At 60.4% G+C, this 21,178-nt stretch carries 20 protein-coding genes; 15 read left to right on the forward strand and 5 right to left on the reverse strand.

Annotated features, from left to right (window positions below):
• Positions 1 to 9: 9 nt before the first annotated feature.
• Positions 10 to 1,935 carry a beta-CASP ribonuclease aCPSF1 gene (locus HALTADL_RS00605; protein ID WP_089671507.1) on the reverse strand — a complete coding sequence of 642 codons (1,926 nt, stop codon included), beginning with the start codon at positions 1,933 to 1,935 and terminating at the stop codon, positions 10 to 12.
• 245 nt (positions 1,936 to 2,180) lie between these two features.
• Between HALTADL_RS00605 and HALTADL_RS00610 the strand changes: the two genes are divergently transcribed.
• The 3 genes from HALTADL_RS00610 (at position 2,181) to HALTADL_RS00620 (ending at position 3,637) form a co-directional block, all read left to right on the forward strand.
• Positions 2,181 to 2,663 (forward strand): hypothetical protein, encoded by a 483-nt coding sequence (locus HALTADL_RS00610; RefSeq protein ID WP_089671508.1) that lies wholly within the window; start codon positions 2,181 to 2,183, stop codon positions 2,661 to 2,663.
• 35 nt (positions 2,664 to 2,698) lie between these two features.
• The gene (locus HALTADL_RS00615; protein WP_089671509.1) at positions 2,699 to 3,202 is read left to right on the forward strand and encodes a macro domain-containing protein; all 504 of its coding nucleotides are present in this window, start codon (positions 2,699 to 2,701) and stop codon (positions 3,200 to 3,202) included.
• Positions 3,203 to 3,277: 75 nt separating this feature from the next.
• The gene (locus HALTADL_RS00620; protein ID WP_089671510.1) at positions 3,278 to 3,637 is read left to right on the forward strand and encodes a group I truncated hemoglobin; all 360 of its coding nucleotides are present in this window, start codon (positions 3,278 to 3,280) and stop codon (positions 3,635 to 3,637) included.
• Between the two features lie 86 nt (positions 3,638 to 3,723).
• Here the strand turns inward: HALTADL_RS00620 and HALTADL_RS00625 are convergent, their stop codons facing one another.
• Positions 3,724 to 3,921 carry a cold-shock protein gene (locus tag HALTADL_RS00625; protein ID WP_089671511.1) on the reverse strand — a complete coding sequence of 66 codons (198 nt, stop codon included), beginning with the start codon at positions 3,919 to 3,921 and terminating at the stop codon, positions 3,724 to 3,726.
• 134 nt (positions 3,922 to 4,055) lie between these two features.
• On the opposite strand from HALTADL_RS00625, the gene proS reads away from it, so the two are divergent.
• The gene (gene proS, locus HALTADL_RS00630) at positions 4,056 to 5,525 is read left to right on the forward strand and encodes a proline--tRNA ligase (protein ID WP_089671512.1); all 1,470 of its coding nucleotides are present in this window, start codon (positions 4,056 to 4,058) and stop codon (positions 5,523 to 5,525) included.
• 193 nt (positions 5,526 to 5,718) lie between these two features.
• Positions 5,719 to 10,266, forward strand: a complete 4,548-nt coding sequence (gltB, locus tag HALTADL_RS00635) for a glutamate synthase large subunit (protein WP_089671513.1) — start codon at positions 5,719 to 5,721, stop codon at positions 10,264 to 10,266.
• 38 nt (positions 10,267 to 10,304) lie between these two features.
• Here the strand turns inward: gltB and HALTADL_RS00640 are convergent, their stop codons facing one another.
• The 3 genes from HALTADL_RS00640 to HALTADL_RS00650 all read right to left on the reverse strand — a co-directional run bounded on the left by HALTADL_RS00640 (position 10,305) and on the right by HALTADL_RS00650 (position 12,774).
• The gene (locus HALTADL_RS00640) at positions 10,305 to 10,718 is read right to left on the reverse strand and encodes a GIY-YIG nuclease family protein (protein ID WP_089671514.1); all 414 of its coding nucleotides are present in this window, start codon (positions 10,716 to 10,718) and stop codon (positions 10,305 to 10,307) included.
• Positions 10,718 to 12,016, reverse strand: coding sequence for a M48 family metallopeptidase (locus tag HALTADL_RS00645; protein WP_089671515.1), 1,299 nt, complete (start codon positions 12,014 to 12,016; stop codon positions 10,718 to 10,720). The genes HALTADL_RS00640 and HALTADL_RS00645 overlap by 1 nt, the downstream gene beginning before the upstream one ends.
• 71 nt (positions 12,017 to 12,087) lie before the next feature.
• Entirely contained in the window at positions 12,088 to 12,774 is a 687-nt protein-coding gene (locus HALTADL_RS00650; RefSeq protein WP_089671516.1) for an HD domain-containing protein, read from the reverse strand.
• A gap of 208 nt (positions 12,775 to 12,982) precedes the next feature.
• Between HALTADL_RS00650 and HALTADL_RS00655 the strand changes: the two genes are divergently transcribed.
• From HALTADL_RS00655 to HALTADL_RS00700, 10 genes are all read left to right on the forward strand, one after another.
• Entirely contained in the window at positions 12,983 to 13,435 is a 453-nt protein-coding gene (locus HALTADL_RS00655) for a FlaD/FlaE family flagellar protein (RefSeq protein ID WP_089671517.1), read from the forward strand.
• A gap of 15 nt (positions 13,436 to 13,450) precedes the next feature.
• Entirely contained in the window at positions 13,451 to 14,521 is a 1,071-nt protein-coding gene (locus tag HALTADL_RS00660; protein WP_089671518.1) for an acetate and sugar kinases/Hsc70/actin family protein, read from the forward strand.
• Positions 14,522 to 14,784: 263 nt separating this feature from the next.
• Positions 14,785 to 15,438: an alpha/beta hydrolase gene (locus HALTADL_RS00665; RefSeq protein WP_089671519.1), complete on the forward strand. Its 654-nt coding sequence runs from the start codon at positions 14,785 to 14,787 to the stop codon at positions 15,436 to 15,438.
• Positions 15,439 to 15,553: 115 nt separating this feature from the next.
• Complete coding sequence (locus HALTADL_RS00670) at positions 15,554 to 15,760, forward strand: hypothetical protein (protein ID WP_143054118.1); 207 nt, start codon at positions 15,554 to 15,556, stop codon at positions 15,758 to 15,760.
• Between the two features lie 91 nt (positions 15,761 to 15,851).
• Complete coding sequence (locus HALTADL_RS00675; protein WP_089671521.1) at positions 15,852 to 16,226, forward strand: YlbF family regulator; 375 nt, start codon at positions 15,852 to 15,854, stop codon at positions 16,224 to 16,226.
• A gap of 69 nt (positions 16,227 to 16,295) precedes the next feature.
• On the forward strand, positions 16,296 to 16,658 hold the full coding sequence (locus HALTADL_RS00680) for a hypothetical protein (protein ID WP_089671522.1): 363 nt from the start codon (positions 16,296 to 16,298) through the stop codon (positions 16,656 to 16,658).
• A gap of 43 nt (positions 16,659 to 16,701) precedes the next feature.
• Entirely contained in the window at positions 16,702 to 17,334 is a 633-nt protein-coding gene (locus tag HALTADL_RS00685) for an RAD55 family ATPase (protein WP_089671523.1), read from the forward strand.
• A 67-nt stretch (positions 17,335 to 17,401) separates the two neighbouring features.
• Positions 17,402 to 17,599, forward strand: a complete 198-nt coding sequence (locus HALTADL_RS00690) for a hypothetical protein (RefSeq protein ID WP_100190861.1) — start codon at positions 17,402 to 17,404, stop codon at positions 17,597 to 17,599.
• A 48-nt stretch (positions 17,600 to 17,647) separates the two neighbouring features.
• Complete coding sequence (locus HALTADL_RS00695; RefSeq protein WP_089671596.1) at positions 17,648 to 19,453, forward strand: SLC13 family permease; 1,806 nt, start codon at positions 17,648 to 17,650, stop codon at positions 19,451 to 19,453.
• Between the two features lie 71 nt (positions 19,454 to 19,524).
• Entirely contained in the window at positions 19,525 to 21,177 is a 1,653-nt protein-coding gene (locus HALTADL_RS00700; protein WP_089671524.1) for an ATP-binding response regulator, read from the forward strand.
• The last annotated feature ends 1 nt before the right edge of the window (position 21,178 follow it).

Below are 21,178 nucleotides of genomic sequence, written 5' to 3' on the forward strand. Positions count from 1 at the left end.
CGTCGACGATTATCTGAAGCGGAACGTTTCGAGGTTTTTCGGCGCGAACGTTCGCATGTTGAACTCGTGGTAGAGTGCCGACGAGAGGTCTTGGACCGAGCGTTCGTCGCCGTGGACACAGAGCACTTTCTCGGGCCGAGGATTCATCGTTTTGACGAAATCCATCAGCCCCTTGCGGTCGGCGTGGCCGGAGAAACCGTCGACGGTGGCGACATCCATATTGAGCGACAGCGTGTTCGACCGGCCGCCGCCGTAGCTATCGTTCATCGGAATTTCGTCCCAGCCGTTCTGGATGCGTCGACCCATCGTTCCCTGTGCCTGATAGCCGACGAAAACGAGTCGGGAGTCCGGATCTGGACCGATGTGGCGAAGCCACGACATGATTGGGCCGCCGGTGACCATCCCGGATGTCGAAAGAATGACACACTGGTCGCCGTCGGCGACGTCCTGCCGTTCGTCCTCACCGGCGTCGATGTGGTTGAACTGATCGGCGAGGAATGGGTTTTTGTCTTCGTGGAAGATTCGATCTCTGAGGTCGTCACGCAGGTATTCGGGGTAGGTTGTGTGGATCGCGGTCGCCTCCCAGATCATCCCGTCGAGGTGGATCGGCATCTCCGGGATCTTCCCGGTCCGCATCGCCTCTTCGAGAACGAGCATAATCTCCTGTGAGCGGCCGACCGCGAACGCCGGAATCACCACCTTCCCGCCCTCGTCGTAGGTCTCGTTGATTACTTCGAGCAGTTTCTCCTCGGAGTCTTCCTGATCGGTCTGGTAGTCGTTGCGACCGCCGTAGGTCGACTCCAAAACAAGCGTTTCGACTCGTGGGAAGTCGTTGACTGCCCCGTTGAACAGGCGCGTATCCTGATAATGAATATCGCCCGAGAAAGCAACGTTGTACAGTCCATCGCCGATGTGGAAGTGAGTGACCGCCGAGCCAAGAATGTGGCCCGCGTTGTGGAACGTGATTTTGACATCCGGGGCGATGTCAGTCACGTCGCCGTATTCGAGCGGGATGGTGTGTTTGATCGTCTCTCGGACCTGCTCGGAATCGTACGGTGGGGTCCGACCCTCTTTGGAAGCGACATCGAGATAGTCGAGCTGGAGCAGCCCCATCAGGTCCCGCGTCGGCTCCGTACAGTAGATCGGACCATCGTAGCCGTACTTGAACAGTAGTGGCATCAGCGCCGAGTGGTCGAGGTGGGCGTGGGTGAGGACAACCGCGTCAATCGAGTTTGGTCCTGAGCCAAGTGCCTCAGGGACTTGGAGATATGGAACTTCGCCCTCAGCGCCGGGTTTGTCACCGCAGTCGATCAGGATGCGCGTTTCGGCCGTCGACAGAATAAACGCGGCCCGACCGACCTCGCGGCAACAGCCGAGTGTGGTGATTCGAACCCACTGATCGCGGCCCATCTCCTCGCGGTGGATCTGTCGACCCACGCGTTCGAGAATGTCGCGTCGCTCGTCGCGCTCCTGTTTGAGGAAGTTGCGGACATTGGAGACTGTCGAGGACTCGATTGGCGGGGTGCGGACGACCTCGGGGGTCCAGCCCACCTGTTTGGTGATATCCCGGAGCGTCGAGCCGTGTCGACCGATCACCATGCCGGGCTTTTCGGCCTCGATGATGACTTCGCCGGTGTCTTGATGGAAGTCGAGGTCGCTGACGCCAGCCTCCTCTGGGACCACCGACATGATCTCGTTTTCGGCCTTTTTTGGGGCGGACAATGCTTCGGGGTCCGGCCGAACCGTGATGCGTTTTCGGAGTTTACTGGCGAGGTTGCGGACCAGATCACCGTTCTGCGCAAATCGTTTCGGATGCGGTGTGTATATCACCAACTCCGGCCCCTCGTAGGTGACATCGGAGACGGTGATATCGGCTGGAACCTCGGTATCTATCTCTGCTTTCAGATCGTCGAGCTGCTTGTCTACTGAACTCATAAGTCGAAGAAATCGGGACCGCGTCTGGATCTACTGCCTATCGTCGACCGGGTGGCCATCGCTGTCTGCACGTCTAACTGGGTAGCCGTCCGGAACTGTGGGTCGGTATGGAACATACTCGAAAGACTCTCCGATAGGTACGGATGCGGGAACAGACTGCGAAAACCCGCTTACTCGGGGTTATACGATCCGTGTTATAAAACCCTTCGCAAAGACGTAAGCAACTCGCCTGTGAGAGACGGCGTATGCAGTTGACACCAGACCGCGTCGACGCCGAATACGAGTGGGTCCGCAACCGCGCGCCGGTCGTCGTCCCACTGCTCAACGACACCCGACGACAGCTTGGAACCCTCTTTGAGACAGAGGTCGACAGCGTGAGCAGGGACGTTTATAAAGAGGAGGTCGACACCGTGTTCGCCGACGGCGAGGTGGCGGTCAACATCGCGGGGTATGTGGGACTACTGCGGGAGTTGGATGTCGAAAACGACTATCCGGGCTTCATCGTCGACGAAATCTTAGGTCGAGAGTTGGCCGCGACCATTGCGGGCGGCCAACCGCTGGCGTTGTTAGCGCAGGCGACGTTCCACTTCGCGGATATTCACACGCACGGCGAGGATGGCGAGAATGCGGGTGTCGACGATCTGGATGCGGCGCTGGCGGCGGGGTTCCAGACGCGGTTGCCGGGGTGGGACTGGCGCGAACGGGACAGTCCGTTTTCCCGTGAGTAGCCAGTGTTTACGGGATAGTAGCCAGAGACTACGGTATGGAGTACTCAGTTATTCAGGGTGATATCGCCGCCCAGAGTGCGGACGCATTGGTCAACGCGGCCGGAACGAGTCTCGAAATGGGAAGCGGCGTCGCTGGCGCGCTCCGCCGCACCGCTGGCGAGGAACTCAACGAGGAAGCCACTGAAAAGGGACCCGTCGACCTCGGCGAGGTCGCGGTCACCGACGCCTACGATCTTGATGCGGAGTACGTCATCCACGCGGCGGCGATGCCACACTACGGGGATGGGAAGGCAACCGAGGAGAGTATTCAGTCGGCGACAGAAAACGCGCTTAAAAAGGCCGACGAACTGGGCTGTAAATCAGTCGTTCTCCCAGTTCTCGGAACCGGTGCGGCTGGATTTAGTTTCGAGCGCGGGGCGGAACTCGTCTGTTCGACAGTCGACGACTATCAGCCGTCGACGCTGACCGATGTGCAAGTGATCGCTTACTCAGAAGTCGACTACGAGATGCTTCGGAAGGTCGCGGAACGTCTACGATGACACTGCTGTATGGATCGCTCCCCGTGTAGGTGACCAACAGACAACATTATCTGCTTGAACAGTATACGTCGGCTTATGTCTGAGTCGGTGTATGCTGCAATCGGCGGTCAGGAGACCATCGAGGCCGTCGTCACGGATTTCTACCAGATGGTGTGCTACGACCACCAGCTCAACCAGTACTTCGATGAGACTGATATGGATTCGCTCCGCGACCATCAGATCGAGTTTCTCAGTATGGTCACCGGTGGCCCGGTCGACTACTCCGGCGCGGAGATGCGCGAGGCCCACGCTGAGTTCGATATTATACAGGCCGAGTTCACGTTGATCACCGAGTACTTACAGCGAGCGCTTGCTCAAAACGGGGTCAGTGAGACGAATGTCGACAAAATTCTGTCGACCGTCGCCACTTTCGAAGCTGCAATCCTCGATCAGTAGGTCAGTTAGAGACTGTCGTCTCTGGGGCGCTGAGTACTCAAAAAATGAAGTGTAGACAGTGTCGCCGGATGGCGACAGTCTGTAATTTATTCGGTACGAACGACGTTGGTCGCTCGTGGGCCTTTGGGAGACTGCTCGATATCGAAATCGATCTCCTCGCCCTCTGTAAGATCCTCGCCGCCGACATCTTCCATGTGGAAGAATACATCGTCGTCAGAATCGTCAGTCGAAATGAAACCGTAGCCGCCTGTGTCGTTGAAGAAATCAACTTTACCGTGTGCCATTGCAAACAAACGTATGGCCCCTTCAGGGATAAGACTTCTCTGAGTCGTGATACCACGACCGTCGACAGCCCTCGACAGTCGTCGTCGACCGCGAACACACCGAGTTTATTTGTCCCGCTTGCGGATTTCAGGTAATGAGTAGCGATAGCGACCAAGACCTCGGTATTACCGAACGCAAGCAGTACAACACCGGCGACTGGTACGCCGAAGTCGTCCAGAAGGCTGGCCTCGCAAACTACGGTCCCGAAGGCATGAGCGGATTCATTGTCACGCGCCCGCGTGGCTACGCCCTCTGGGAGTACATCCAGAACGCACTCGACAGTAAGTTCAAGTCGACGGGCGTCCAGAACGCCTACTTCCCGATGCTCATCCCCGAGAGCTATCTGGAACGCGAGAAGGATATCGTCGAAGGCTTCGATCCCGAAGTCGCGTGGGTCACCCACGGCGGCAACGAGGAACTCGAAGAACGCCTCGCTGTCCGCCCGACCAGCGAGTCCATTATCGCCCCGTACATGGCCCAGTGGGTCCGCAGCCACCGTGATCTCCCACTCCGCGTCAACCAGTGGTGTTCGGTCGTTCGGTGGGAAGCCACCGAGACGAAACCGTTCTTCCGAACCAAGGAGTTCCTCTGGCAGGAGGGCCACACCGCCCACGAGACCCACGACGAGGCGTGGAACGAAACAATGACTCGCCTCGATCAGTACGCCGAACTCTACGAAGATCTCCTTGCGATCCCCGTTCTTAAGGGCCAGAAGCCGGACCACGACAAGTTCCCCGGCGCGCACACGACAACGACCGTCGAGGCACTGATGCCGGACGGGAAATCCGTGCAGGCTGGAACTAGCCACCACCTCGGCACCTCCTTTGCCGAGGCCTTCGACATCACCTTCTCGGACGAAGACGAGGAGACTCAGCCAGCCCACACCACCTCGTGGGGCCTCTCGTGGCGCGCGATTGGCGCGCTGATCATGACTCACTCCGACGATCAAGGGCTCGTCCTTCCGCCGACAGTCGCGCCCGAACAGGTCGCTATCGTCCCGATCTGGCAGGAAGACACCAAAGACGAGGTACTCGACTACGCCGAATCCGTCCGCGACGAACTCGCAGAGGCCGGCGTCCGCGTCGAACTCGACGACCGCGACGAACGCAACCCCGGCTTCAAATTCAACGAGTGGGAGCTCAAGGGCGTTCCCGTCCGGTTCGAGATCGGCCCTCACGAAGTAAAGGACGACGAAATCACAGTTGTCCATCGTCCTGACGGCGAGGAGACAGTCGAAGACCGCGAGGATATCGCCGAGACAGTCCACGATCATTTCGACGAAGTGTACGCCAAACTGTACGCCACTGCCGAAGAGAACCTCAACGAAAACGTCCGAGAGGCCGACTCCCGCGAGGAGATCCTCGGTACGCTCGGTCCCCACGGCGGCTACGTCGCCGTCCCGTGGTGTGGCGACGAGGACTGCGAGGACCCGATCAAAGAACCGCTCTCCGCTGAGATCGTCATGTGTCCATTTGACGACGAAGAGACAGTAGACGAAGACGAAACATGTGCAATTTGTGGCGAGTCTGCAACCCAGACAGCCTACTTTGCAAAGAATTACTAGCTGTCTGTAGCGTCCAGTAGCTTTATTTCATCCCGATCTAAACTAACTGCTAACAACAGAGTCGACAGGACGTTTTGGGCCACAATCAGGTCATATGATTAAGATCAATGACCTTTGATGTCCTAATATGTGGCTAAGGAACCCTTATCCCTTCATCAGTAGGCATTTATTTCACCCCTCGCTCTGTCCATGTATGACCAAGCCACACAGTGATACCCATGCGCGTGAGGAACACGCGCAGGATGGGGCAGTCGGACTCGCGGACCCGACTGACGAGCGGTCGAACTGCGGTGTCGGGGCAGTTGTAGACCTCGACGGCGGTGCATCGCACAGTGTCGTTCAAGACGGGATCGAACTCCTCTGTAACCTCGAACACCGAGGAACGACGGGCGCAGAGAAAGACACCGGTGACGGAGCCGGAATCACCGTCCAGCGACCCGACGAATTTTTCGAGGCTGTCGTCGACGACCTGCCCGAAACGTACGCTGTTGGCTCGATTTTCATGCCACAGGACGACGATATTCGCGCGGAGATCGTCGACTTTGTCGAAGCGAAACTCGCCGAGTACGATCTCGAAACCGTCGAGTGGCGGGACGTCCCGACCGACAACAGCGACCTCGGTAAGACCGCCGTCGACTCCGAACCGAACGTCCAGCAGGTCTTTGTCACGCCGACTGAGGCAATGTCGAACGATGCGTTCGACCGTGCGCTCTACGTCTCGCGGAAGGCCATTGAAGCCGATATCGAGGACGTCGACGATTCGGGCCGGTTCTACGTTTGTTCGCTGGATCGCAAAACAGTCGTCTACAAAGGGTTGCTCAAAGGCGAACAACTCGAAGACTACTACCCAGATCTGAGTGACGACCGCGTCAAAAGCACGCTCGTGTTGGTCCACGCCCGATTCTCGACCAACACCCTCGGCGCGTGGCATCTCGCCCACCCCTACCGGAAGATCATCCACAACGGCGAAATCAACACGATCCGCGGCAACATCAACTGGATGCGCGCCCGTGAGTCGGCCCTCGAAGACGACAACTTCGGCGAGGAGATCGAGACGCTCAAACCGATCACACAGGCCGGACAGTCCGACACCGCAAGCGTCGACAACGCGGTCGAACTCCTGCTTCATTCGGGACGGGATCTCCCGCACGTCCTGCGAATGTTGATCCCGGAGGCCCACGAGCGAGACGACGCGATGGACCCCGACCGAAAGGAGTGGTACGACTACCACGCCAGCCTGATCGAGCCGTGGGACGGCCCCGCGCTCGTCGCGGCCACCGACGGCGACAAGATCTCGGCGGTCCTCGACCGCAACGGGCTCCGTCCCTGCCGGTACGACATCACCGACGACAACCAGCTGATCGTCGCCAGCGAAGTCGGCGCAATCGAGACCGACCCCAGCGAGATTCAGGAACGCGGTCGACTGCAGCCCGGCCAGATTTTCGTTGCTGACCCCGAGGAAGGTAAAGTCATCCCCGACGCCGAAGTCTTCGACGACCTCGTCGACGACAAGTACGGCGAGTGGGTCGACGACCACCAGCAGCACCTCGAAGATATATCAGGTGATAGTCTCGAACCACGGGGCGACGTCTCGGAGCTTCGCGCCCATCAAGCGGCTTTCGGCTACACCACCGATCAGCTCAACCACCTGCTAGAACCGATGGCCAACCAAGGGAAGGACCCAGTTGGCTCGATGGGTGACGACACGCCACTGTCGGTGCTCGGCGAGTTCAACCGCCCGCTGTTTACCTATTTCAAACAGCTCTTTGCCCAGGTTTCGAACCCGCCTATTGACTACATCCGGGAGGAACTCGTCACGAGCCTCCAGTCCAGACTCGGCAAACAGCGCAACCTGATGGATGAGTCGCCGGAACACGCCCATCAGCTGGTTCTGGAATCGCCGGTCCTCAGCGACGAGGAGACGGCGTCGATCAAAGGTCTCGACCGCGACGACGACGGCTTCGAGTCGACCACCCTCGATATGACCTACGATCCGGAGACGGACCTCGAAACGGCTGTCGAGGAACTCCGAGACGACGCCCGCGAGGCGATCCACGCGGGCGCGGACATCATCGTGCTTTCGGACCGCGGTGCCGGCGAAGATCGGATTCCGATCCCGAGCCTGCTGGCGACCGGTGGCGTCCATCACGACCTGGTCCGCCACGGGCTCCGAACCGACGTCGGTCTCGTCGTCGAATCCGGCGACCCACGCGAGGTCCACCACCTCGCGACGTTGGTCGGCTACGGCGCGGGCGCGGTCAACCCGTATCTGGCCTACCAGACGATTTCGGACCTCTGTGCGGGTCCCGACGGCGTCGACGAAAGCGAAGCCATCGACGGCTACATTCACGCCCTCGAACACGGCCTGCTGAAGATCATGGCCAAGATGGGGATCTCGACGGTCGAATCCTATCAGGGAGCCCAGATCTTCGAAGCAGTGGGACTCAGTTCGGATCTCATTGCCGAATACTTCGAAGGCACCGAGATTCGAACGGAAGGAATCGGTCTCGACGTGATCGAAGACGACGTTCGGACCCGCCACAAAGTCGGCTTCGGCACCGATCCGAAGCTCGAAACGCAGGGCGAGTACGAACACCGTTCCTCGGGGATCTACCATCAGTGGAACCCACAGACGGTCGGCACGCTCCAGCAGGCCGTTCGAAGCGGTGACTACGACCGCTATCTGGAGTTCGCCGAACTCATCAACGAACAGACCGAGAACCTCCAGACGCTGCGCGGCCTGCTCGAATTCGATTCGGACCGCGAATCGGTCCCACTCGATGAAGTCGAGCCGATTCACGAAATCGTCGAGACGTTCTCGACGGCCGCGATGAGTTTGGGAAGCATCTCGCCGGAGGCCCACGAGACGAACTCGATGGCGATGAACCGTCTCGGTGGGAAATCCAACACGGGCGAGGGTGGCGAACCGCCCGAACGGTTCGACACCGAAAAGGAGTGTACCGTCAAGCAGGTCGCCTCCGGCCGCTTCGGGGTCACCTCCCACTACCTGAGTTCGGCCGACGAGATCCAGATCAAGATGGCACAGGGCTCGAAACCCGGCGAGGGTGGCCACCTGCCCGGCAGCAAGGTCAATGAGATGATCGCTCACGTCCGGTATGCGACTCCCGGCGTCGGCCTCATCTCGCCGCCACCGCTCCACGACATCTACTCCATCGAGGATCTCAAACAGCTGATCCACGACCTCAAAGCCGCCAACCCCGAGGCCGACATCAACGTCAAACTGGTCTCGGAGGCCGGCATCGGCACCATCGCAGCCGGTGTCGCCAAAGCAAATGCCGATGTCGTCCACATCTCCGGTGACTCCGGTGGGACCGGAGCCTCGCCGAAAACATCGATCAAAAACGCCGGTCTGCCGTGGGAACTCGGCCTCGCAGAGGCCAACCAGATGCTGTGCGGAACCGGTCTGCGCGACCGGATCAAGATCACCGCCGACGGTGGGATGAAAACCGGCCGCGACGTGGCTATCGCCGCGCTGCTCGGTGCCGAGGAGTACACCTTCGGGACCGCCGCACTGGTCAGCGGTGGCTGTGTGATGGCCCGCCAGTGTCACGCCAACACCTGTCCGGTCGGCGTCGCTACGCAGGACGAGAACCTCAGAGAGCGGTTCCCCGGCCAGCCGGACCACGTCATCAACTACATGACGTTCATGGCTCAGGAACTCCGGGAGATCATGGCCGACCTCGGCTTCCGCTCGCTCGACGAGATGATCGGTCGACCGGAACTCCTCGACCAGCGCGAGACCGACCATCCGAAAGCCAAACACCTCGATCTCTCGACGGTCATCGCAGAGACGGCGGGCGACCAACGCCGCAAGACCCGTGAGCAGGACCACGAAGATATCGAGAACCAACTCGATTGGGAGCTGATCGACGAGGCCGAAGCCGCCCTTGAGGAGGGTCGACGCGTCCAACTCGATCACGAGATCAGCAATGTCGATCGTGCGGTCGGCGCGACGCTGTCGAACACCATCGCCAACGAGTACGGCGGCGAGGGGCTGGCCGACGACACGATCTCGATTGATTTCGACGGCATCGCGGGCCAGAGCTTCGGGGCGTTCCTTGCCTCTGGTGTGACGATGGACCTCACCGGTGCGGCAAACGACTACGTCGGCAAGGGGCTGTCGGGCGGAAAGCTGATCGTCCAGACGCCCGACTCGGCTGCCTACAAAGCCGACGAGAACATCCTGATCGGCAACGTCGCGCTGTACGGCGCAACGCAGGGGCAAGCCTACATCAACGGCGTCGCTGGCGAGCGCTTCGGGGTTCGGAACTCCGGCGTGAAGGCTGTCGTCGAAGGTGTCGGCGACCACGGCTGTGAGTATATGACCGGTGGCGTCGTCGCCGTGCTGGGCGAGACGGGCCGGAACTTCGCCGCCGGGATGTCCGGCGGTGTGGCCTACGTCTACGATGCCAACGACGAGTTCGAGTCCAAACTCAACACGGGGATGGCGTCGCTCTCGAAATCCCTGACTGAGAAGGACGAACGCATGCTGACCCGGATGGTCGAGAACCATGCCGAGTACACCGGCAGTGAGCGCGCGGCCGAACTGCTCGATGAGTGGGCGACCGAAATCGAGAACTTCGTCCGCGTCTTCCCGGACGCCTACGCCAACGTGATCGAAAACGAGGGCGCAGACGACGTCCGCGAGGAGCTTCCGGAAACTGCCTCGGCAGCAGCCGACGCTCGACTCGACGCCGAAGCCGTCTCAAGCGACGACTAACGGTCGTCCGGCAGCCCCTGAAAAGTGGTAGTCGACTGTTATTTGCGGACTGAGTCTCCAGTAGCCACCAGCGTCGACCGACTGGTCGGCCCCCACAGATGACTCACGCAGTCACAGTCGGAGGCTCCAAACGAGTCGACGTGTCGACAGCCTGCCTCCGATAAGGCGGTCGCTAACGCACACTCGACATCGCGGTCGACGAACGTTTCGACAGCTACCAACCGAGTGGTGTCTGCACCGAGGAGATAATCAATGTGCCAGTGGCGCACATCGTGTTCACCAGCCGCAACCCGGCGGTGGCGGTCGACACGTGAGAGTCCGCCCGGACCGAACGCGCTGCCGACATAGCCGTAGTAGCCCGCATCGAACGCGAGGGTTCCAAGCGCGCCGACCGCTATTTCGGTCGACTGCTCACACTCGATGATCAACAGATAGGAGCCGGAGTCGGCCATCAGTCGTCGGCTGGGGTGGCTCCGTCGAGATCGGTCGCGGGCTCGTCGGCATCGCTTCGCTCTTGCAGGAGCCGAATCCGCTCGGGAATCGGTGGATGGCTGTGGTGGAACGTCGCATACCACGGATGCGGGAAGGGATTGGCGAGGTTTTCGGTCGCCAAGCGTGCCAGTGCGTCGACCATTGGCTGCGGACCCATCACGTCGGCCGCAAACGAGTCAGCCTCCCGTTCGTGTTTCAGCGAGAGTTTGTTCGTCAGCGGCGCAGTGAACTGGAGGATCGGGCCGACGATCAGCACCGCAAGCAGGAGGCCCGCGTAGGTCGCCGTTTCGGGAATTCCGAACGCGGTATATAAGGGGCCGAAGTCGACGAGCACGCCGAGCAGCCCGAAGACGATTCCCATGCGGACGGCGCTACTGGCGAACTGTTTCCAGATGTGGGCTTCCTTCCAGTGGGCGAGTTCGTGGGCCAGTACTCCTTGGAGTTCGGGAATCGCCATCGAGTCGACCAGCGTATCGAACAGTACAACCCGCTTGGTGCGGCCGAAGCCGATGAAGTAGGCGTTGAGTTGCGAGGAGCGTCGACTGGCGTCCATCGTGTAGATATCGCTCGTGGAGAACCCGGCCCGCTCAAAGACGTCCTCGACGACCTCCCGAAGCTCGCCGGAGTCGACGGGCTCGAACTCGTTGAACAGCGGCGCGATCACACGCGGGTAGAGAATCTGCATGACAAGTGAGAAGGCGACGAACAGCAGCCACGCAGCGACGGGCCACAGCGTCGGCAGCGCGTTGACAGCTGCGAGGACTGCCCCGCCGAGAACTGCTGTGAAACCGAGCGAAATCACGAGTGTGAGCAGCGTATCCCGGACGAAAAGCGACGGTGTCTGCTGATTGAAGTCGAATATCTCCTCGATCCCGAACGTCGACACAATGCTAAAGAGGAGCGAGAAGAGCTGCGCGGCGACAACGAGCCCAGCAAAAAAGAGGATACCCTGACTGACGGTCGACAGCCCAGTCGATGCGAGGAGTCCCACCGCCCATTCGAGACCTCCGGCATACAGAACGACAAGGAGGACACCGAGACCAACCCACGACTGGAGTTCGGAAAACGCGGTGGTGAGTCGGTGGTAGTCGCTGAGTTCGGTCGGATCGTCGACACCCAACACATCGTCGAGCCACGCGGTTTTACGGTCGACCAGCCGGTCGGCATGGCGGACGTTGAGCACCGACAGCGCGGTGAAAAACGCCTGTGTGCCAACCAGAATGGCGACGAACGCGAGATGTACTGTGAGATGCTGCATCCGTGTTCGACGCGAGGTGCTGGCTGGCCTAAACAGTGACTACCGACAGTAGTCGGGGCCTACCTGCGGGGTTAGAACTCACAGTCCCGGTCCATCTCGCTTACTTCCTCTTCGAGCCACTCGCGGAACCATTTGACGCGTTTGAGCCGCTGGTGGGCAATCGAATCGGCGGTGTCGGACTCCAGTCGGTCGACGTGGTCTTTGCCGCGCTGGAAGACCCGGTCGACCATCCGGGCGGAATCCATGTGCGTTCGGGATTCATAGCCCATTCGGAGGAGCATCAGCGCGGTGCCGTTGGCCCCGATTTTGTCGAGGATATCGGCTTCGATCAGACACTGGGTTTCCAGCGGGAGTTCGGCTAACGATCCTTGGTGGGAGTGGGCCTCGATGGCTGTACAGACCTCCTCGATGAACGACTGGGGGAACTCACACCGACTGGAGAGATACTCGCGGGCGACGCTTGCACCCTCCTCGGCGTGGACGTCTTGGGGGGCTTCGAGTTTCGAGATGTCGTGGAACAGCGCCGCAACCGTGATGACATCGAGGTCTGCACCCTCCTTTTTACCGATTTTTCTGGCGAGGTCGACGACGTTTTTGATGTGGTTGAACCGGTAGTCGGCGCTGTGCCACGGATACCATCGCATCCGGCCGCCGTCGTCTTCGGTCTGGACGCTCGCAGAGAGATAGTCGTAGACGAACTGCTCCATATCAGCGACCTCTTGGTCGGTGACTCCCGACTCCTTGATCTCAACACCCATGGGACCACCACCAAAGAGAGCGAATCGATTGTTTCATTACGTAATAAAACGGCCGTTTCACTCTTAGGCGTTACGACAACACTATTGGTCTGCCACAGCTGACAGATTCGGTCGACACATCCACCAGAATGCTGATATTCTTCCGTGAGATACTGTTGTTCAGGGCACGACACGGACGACCATCCGGCGATAGCACGGCCCACAGACGATGACAGTAAACCCACGGGAGTACGATGCCGACGAACTGCGGGAGCTGGCTGGCGCGGAGCCGGTCGAGGACGGCTCACAAGCGACATCTCAGGCGATGAAGCCCGACGAGTCGGTCCGCGACGAGCAGTTTCGGCAGCTACTCGCACTCCAGTCCGAACGCCAACAGCTCGATCAGCTCTCGCGGCCGTTTCTGACGGCCCTCCCCGAGTCGGAACTCGGCAGGGGAGTCCGCGAGGAGTGGCTCGACTTTCTCGTCCACGTCGGCGGACACGACCGGACTGAACAGGCACTCGGCTACTACCGACGGCTCCAGTGGATCACCCCGGCAGTCGAAGCCGATCTCCGTGGCTCTGTCGACCGGTTTCCAGAGCCGACCCACGACCGGTCGCTGACCGCGGGGGATCATCGTCTCAGCCTGCTGTATATCGCCACGCTGGCGTCACTTGCGTGACCCACATCACTAACCATGGCAGACGATACAGACGACGGCGCATTTGACGGTACGAGCGACGCAAGCGAAATAACCCCTGTCGGCGTCAAACTCGGCAGCACACGAACAGTACTCCAGTACCCGAAGGACGGCGAGATCGAAACCGTCCGGACACTCACCTGTCTGGCGACCTACGAGGACGCCATTACCGGTGAGGAGAAGGTACTGTATGGCGAGCAGGCCGCCCAAGAGTTCCCCGACACCGTGGAGTTCATGCTCCGGTCGGGACTCCCCGAAGACGACGACCGAGCAGCCCTCGCGGGCAAGTTCTTCAACGAACTCGTCCGGGCCCAAGAAATCCCTGAAGACAGCGTTGTGGTGTATGCGATCCCGACCATCGACAACGACGAGGGACTCGAAAACCTCACCGAGGTCATCGAAGGCAGCCCCATCGGCAAGCGGCTCGTCCGGAGCTTCCCCGAATCGCTCTGTGGCTCGGTGCCGGCGATGGGCGACGAGCTTGAGGCTATCGACGAGGTATTCATCGCGGTCAACATGGGGTCGACCAACCTCGAAGCCTGTGCCTACCGCCACGCCGAACAGCTCGAACCGTTTTCAACGGGCGCGGTGACCGGCAGCGAGGTCGACCGCCGAATCGCCAACGCGGTCGAAGAAGAGACCCAAGGCCGGGTCAACATCGATCTGACGACCGCCCGCGAGTACAAAGAACAGCACGGCGACTTCGTCGACTTCGAACCGTTCACCGACGTCATCCAGCAGCCCGGCGGCGGCTCCCACGAGTTCACCATCGAACGCAGCGTGATGGACGCGCTCAACGAGTACGTCGACGAGGCGGTCGACGAAATCGCCAACAACTTCCTCTCGGAGCTGGCCAACACCCACATGAAACCCTACCAGATTGCACTCGGGAAGCCGATTGCACTCACTGGTGGGATGGCCTGTATCCCGGGAATTGAAGACGTCTTCGAGGAGCGACTCTCCGAGGAACTCGACCGCGATATCACCGTCGTTGCGGCCGACAGACCGGATCTAGCCGCCGCCCAAGGGGCCCAGCGAATCGCGCGACGACTCGCGGACAACCTGTAGCGATCACCGCCCGTAGTCGACCTTCGTTAGCGCGACATCAGCGTTGGATAGCATCGATAGCAGCTGACAATCACGGTCCCAATCAGCAGTAGTTGGTAAGCAAACAGCAGTAGAGATAGATAGCTGATGGTAAAGATAGATTAGCGCTGACAGCGGTCGGTAATCAGCCGCTAATTTCTACAAACGTCGATTTCGCTGCTGCCCGCGACCGGTGACACCGATGTTACTTTCAGTTTAAGACGGTCGGTCCCAATAACTTAGTCATGTCCGAGATGCCACTCGAACACGTTCATATCGAGCCTGAAACGCCGAGCGATGGGGCGGCACCCGCGGTGTTCGTGCTCCACGGAAGAGGGGCCAACGAGCAGGATCTGCTTCCGATTGCCAAGGAGTTGCCCGACGAACTCCACATCGTGAGCTTCCGCGCACCTGACCGACTGCAGGGTGGCTACACGTGGTACGATCTCGATCTGTCGGCGGGTGGGCTCCACCAGAGCCAGCCCGACGCGGCCGATTTCGACCGGAGTCTGGGGCTCGTCGACGAAAGCGTCAAGGCCGCAGTCGACGCCTACGACCTCGATAGCGACCGGCTGGGACTGCTTGGCTTCAGTCAGGGGGCGATTACCAGTATGTCGCTGCTGCTCGAAGCTCCCAGTGAGTATCAGTGGGTTGTCGGGCTCCACGGCTATCTGCCTGCCTCCCACCACGAGATCGAACCCGAGGGAATCGTCGACAAACCGGTCTTCATCGCCGCCGGGAACGCCGACGAGATCATTCCGGCAGCGCGTTCGGAGGCCGCCGCCGAGCGGTTCAAAGAGCTGGGTGCAACGGTCACATACAACGTGTACGACGCTCCCCATGGCGTGAGTCCCCCCGAGCTTGAAGATCTGGTTGCGTTCGTCGAAAACCAGCTGTAGACGGCCGGGATCAGGAGTGTAAGCTGTGCTTAGTCCGCTGTAGCCGAACTATACTTTTGAGTGCTCCGTTCAGATAGAGCGATATGGGGAATGTTCTTTGGGAGTGGCGGTGGACATGATTCGCCGGTTACTGATCGCTCCGGATACAGTCAGTTCGTGGCTCGTCCTGACGATTATTTGGATGAGTGTCACGTTCTCGGCCAGCCTGCTTGTCGGTCTCTCGCTCGAACGACCCAGAGACGGTCTCTCGGCTGGGATATTTTTAAGCGGACTCTGTCTCACTTACACCATCGATCAGCTGTGGGTCGACAGCACTAGGTAGTCGACTAACTGTGGCGGGTCGACCGGCTGTCTGGCGGGTGGCCCACCACCGCTTCCGGCAAATCTATACCGTTCGGTTTCCAATACGAGGTATGAGCATCGAAGCCGCAACACTCGAAGATCTCGGTCGCGAACTGGGCGAGAAGATCGCCGAGAGCCCCGAACACAAGGCGTTCGTCGAGGCCAACGAGGCCGTCGAAAACGATGCCGAAGCCCAAGAGATGATCCGGGAGTTCGAAGAGCTCCGCCACGAGTTCATGGTCGACCGAGAGGCCGGCCGTGCCGACCGTGAGTCGATGCGCGACGTCCAGGCGGCCCAGCGGGAACTCCACAACCTGCCGGTGATGGCTGAATATCTCGACGCCCAAGAGGAGCTCCAAGACAAACTGGAGTCGGTCAACATGGCCATTTCCGAGGAGCCCGCCGTCGACTTCGGCGGCGAGGCTGGCGGCTGCTGTCAGGACTGATCGCTCTCGACGGATCGCTGGTCGCCGTCGACGCGTAGGTTTAGATACCAAACCGACAGCATCGGCTGTATGGATCTCGTTGTGACAACACCCGGTGTGGAGACAGCACAGCTTCGTGCGGAGCTCGGTTCGGCATCGACCTCGGACTGTCAGTTGGTTGTCGAACGCGCGACGCGCTGTGGGTCGACGGCGGTCGACCCGATCCACGCCACCCGGCTCCGGTTGGCGGTCGTCCCCTGTGGTGTTTCACTCCACGCCGCCGACCGGTTCCGCGAGCGACTCGCCGGTGGCCAGTCGGTCGACGGCCTGATCGTCCGTGGTGGGCAGCGTGGATCAACAGTAAAGCGACGGCTCGCAGATCGGTTCAACTGCCCGGTGACGGTCACCAGCGGGCGGAAACGCGGTCGACGCCAGTATTATTCCAAGCGATAATTTGAGGGGTAGACTTACTTACGCCCGAGCCAACCACTCCGTGATGAGCAGACGCCTCTCGACGGGTATCGACGTGCTCGACCGGCAGCTCGACGGGGGGATTCCAACCGGGAGTATCGTGCTGTTTTCTGCGGACCCAGCCAGCCAGTCGGAGCTGTTGTTGTACGAGGTAACTGCGGTTCGGATGGCACTGTATCTCACCACGATTCGGTCGGATCAGGCCGTCCAAGACGCGCTGGACCGGACCAGCCGGTATACGAAGGTCGGCGAGCCAACGATCCGGGATATCGGCGTCGAGGCTCCGCTCGATCAGGGCAACAAGCTACTGGGCACCCTGCCCACGGAGTCGACGCTGATTATCGACACGCTTGATCCCTTGGAGCGCCAAGAAGCCAGCCGCTACCGCTACTTTCTCAACCAGCTCCAGACCCAGATGCGGAACACCGAGAGCATCGCGATTCTGCATGCGATGGACGGTCGGTCAGTGCCGGAGCTTCGGGATGTGACCGAGCATATGGCCGATGTCGTTTTCCACCTCAATACGGAGATTCAGGGGACAGAAATCGTCAACCGGCTCTCAGTGCCCAAGTTCCGCGGTGGCCGCGCGCTCGACGAGACGATCAAGCTCAAACTGTCGACCGGCGTCTCCATCGACACGAGTCGGGATATCGCCTAACGAATTCGACGTCGCATGAACTGGACTGACTGGTTCAAAAGGATTTATCAGTATCGTAGACAAATATGTGCCCAATGAACTGCTCACCGATGGCTCTAGGTCGGTTCTCGACGGGACAAGCGCGATGAACAAAATCAGCCTCCTGTTACTGATTCTCGTCGCCGTCGCCGTCGCGGGGGTCGTCGGGATGCTCGTTCTCGCACCCGAGGAGATGATCGAGAACCCGCCGGGGAGAATCATCCTTCCGTTCGGACGTCTTCTATAGGGAACTGTGAGTGTCTCTGGTGTGGTGTCGACCGTCTCTCTCCTCCAAATCCCGCCAGTAACGACCGGTATGGTGGTCGTGTTTGCGGTGATTTTGCTGGCACTCCTCCTGTTTGTCACTGAGCCGGTCCCAATTGACATCACGGCTATCGCGCTGATCGTCGTCCTGATCGTCTTAGAGCCGTGGACGACGATTACGCCTGTCGAGGGACTGTCGGGCTTTGCGAGTTCGGCCACCATCACCGTGTTGGCGATGTTTATCCTCAGCGAGGGCATTCGCAGAACCGGCGTCGTCGAACAGCTTGGCGATCTGGTCGTCGACTGGACCAAAGACAGTCCCCTCAAACAGCTGGGGGCAGTCGTCGGCATCTCCGGCGGTTCGGCTGGATTTATAAACAATACGCCGGTCGTCGCGGTGATGATCCCGATGGCGATCCGCATCGCCAAACGGACCAACAGCTCGCCGTCGACGCTGCTGATGCCGATCTCGTTTGCCTCGATGATGGGCGGGACGCTGACGCTGATCGGCACGTCGACCAATATTCTGGCCTCCGATGTCTGGGACCGCGTTGGCGGCGCGGCCTCCCAGCCGTTTTCGATGTTTGAGTTCACCACGGTTGGACTGATCGTCCTCGCGGTCGGAACCGTCTATCTGCTCACGGTGGGTCGGTATCTCACCCCCGAACGCATCAAGCCCCAACTCAACCTCACCGAGGAGTTCGAGATGGCGGAGTACCTGACCGAGGTGGTCGTCCGCGAGGAGTCGCCACTGATCGACCGCACGGTCCGCGAAAGCCTCCGGACGTTGGATGTCGACATCGATATCGTCCACCTCGTTCGGGATGGCAAGACGTTCGGCGAACCGCTGGCCCGGAAGGAACTCAACGAGGGCGATATTCTGCTCGTTCGCACCGACCGCGAGACACTCATGGAGTTGATCGACACCGAGGGCGTCGACCTGCTCCCACAGACGACCCACCACGACGCGGATTTCGAGACCGACGCCGGGACGCTGATCGAGGTCGTGGTGTTGCCGGGAACGAACCTGATCGGCGAGACGCTGGCCTCGCTGAACTTCAGAGGGCGGTACGACGCGACCGTGTTGGCGATCCGCCGCGGCAGCGCGGTGATCCGCCAGCGGATGGACCACACCCCGCTCCGCGGCGGCGATACGCTCCTCTTGGAGGCGACAGACGAGGCGATCCAGCGGCTGGTCGAAAACCGTGCGTTCGTCGTCGCTCAAGAGTCCGAGCCGACCTACCGCCGCTCGAAAACCCCACTCGCGCTGGGGATCGTCGCCGCTGTCGTTGCTGTCGCCGGGGCGGGTCTGCTCCCAATTGTCGTCTCAGCGCTCGCCGGCGTCGTGGCGATGGTCTTGACCGGCTGCTTGAAGCCCACCGAGATTTACGACGCCGTCGACTGGAACGTCATTTTCCTGCTTGCGGGGGTTATTCCGCTCGGGATTGCGATGGAACAGACTGGTGCCGCCGAGTGGCTGGCTGCGCTTGTCGTCGCCGGAAGCACCGACTTTGCGCCGCTTTTGATTCTTGGCGTCTTCTATCTGCTCACCTCGCTGCTGACGAACCTCGTCAGCAACAACGCCAGCGTCGTGTTGATGATCCCAGTTGCGTTCGATGTCGCCACCACCATCGGAGCCAACGCCTTCGCATTCGTGTTAGCAGTCACCTTCGCAGCGTCGACGGCCTTTATTACGCCGGTCGGTTACCAGACGAACCTGATGGTGTACGGTCCCGGCGGCTACAGGTTCTCCGATTTCTTCCGGGTCGGTGCGCCGCTCCAACTGCTGTTGGCAGTTGTTACAACGCTGTCAATTGGATGGATTTATGGGGTCTAGCGGGTGAGAATATGATCAGCACTGATAACTAGACGGGAAGGTTTATACAGCAGCTTTGTGAGTTGGTACACATGACTCGACGAGAGGGGGGGTCTCATCTACTTTATGTCGACCCGGATGCGGTCTACCGGCGGAAGGTGACGTCGGCGTTCGAGCCGGAGTGGGCGGTGACGACGGTGGAGTCGGCCGAAGCGGCGACGGCGGCGATGGACGGCTCGTTCGACTGTCTCGTTGCGGCCGACACGTTGTCGGAGACCGACTGGCTCGACTTTTTTGCGACCGTCGACGAGGCCATGCCGTTCGTGCTGTTTGCGAGCGATGAGGGCGTCGACCTCCTGCGGGGGGCGTTTCGAGCAGGTGTCACTGACGTTATTTATAAACAGCAGTCGCCGGAGACAACCGTCGAATCAGGGACCAGCGATGCCGAGGACGGAGCCGACATCACTGACGGGCTCGTCGGGCTTCGGAACTGTCTCGACGCCTTGGAGACCAGTTCGGCCGATCTCAACGGGATCACACTCGACGTCTCGCGGTCGCTGATGGGGGCGGCGGCCGACGAGGTCGACATGAAAACCGAGTGGGCACTCAAGTCGCTGGCCGAGGAAATCGATGCCAACCAGTGTCTGATCTACGAGGTCGACGACGGGGAGACGCTCGAACTCACACACGGCTGGAGCGACGAGGAGCTCGTCGAGACTGAACCCCATCGCAGGCTGTTCGGTATCGGGACCGAGGAAGTGCCCGCCGAGCAGTTCCCGGGGTTTCGCTCACAGCTTCAGAAGTTCGAGCCAGCCTGTGTCGACGTCACAGCAGTCGACAGCGAGCTGTCGGCCAGTGGGTCCGACGCGACAGCAGCAACAGCGAACAGTGAGGGCGGGACAACTACTGTTGCATCGGCCGAGATCACTGATGATCTGACTGCCGACGCCGAGACCGGGACCCTGCTCGCGTTGCCGGTCGTCATCGAATGGCAGCTCTCGGGGGCGATTGTCATCACCGTCGACTACCCTCAGGAGTGGACCGAAGAGGCCCGCCAGCGGCTGCAGGCGGTCGGCGAACTCGTCGGCCACATGGAGCGTCGACGCCGCCAGCGACAGGAACTCAAACGGCAGAACGAACAGCTCGAACAGTTCGCCTCGGTGATTAGCCACGACCTCCAGAACCCGCTCAACGTCATCTCGGGGTATCTGGAACTCGCCATGGAGACCGGCAACCTCGACCGACTCGACCCCGCGGTCGACGCCGCCGGCCGAATGGAGGAAATGCTGAACGATCTGTTGACGCTCGCCCGCGAGGGCCGAGCGGTCGGCGACACCGAGGAAGTCGATCTGAAACCCATCGTCGAGGAGGCATGGGAGAACGTCGAAACCCACGACGCCACCGTCGAACTCGATGGCTTCGATGAGTTCGACCCCGTGATGGCCGACGACTCGCGGCTTCAGGAAGCCTTCGAGAACCTCTTTAAAAACGCCATCGTCCACGCTGGCGAGGACGTCGACATGCGCGTCGAGGCAAACGGTGGAACAATCCACGTCGCCGACGACGGGCCGGGTATCCCTGAGGACAAACAGTCGGTCGTTTTCGAGTACGGCCACACAGGGGGCGACGGTACCGGACTTGGTCTCGCTATCGTTCGGTCGATCATCGAGGGCCACGACTGGGAGATCAGCGCCGGCGAAAGCAACGAGGGCGGCGCACGGTTCGACATCGACCTCGGCCGCTAAT

It is taken from the genome of Halohasta litchfieldiae (genome assembly GCF_002788215.1).
In the GTDB taxonomy this organism is placed as follows: domain Archaea; phylum Halobacteriota; class Halobacteria; order Halobacteriales; family Haloferacaceae; genus Halohasta; species Halohasta litchfieldiae.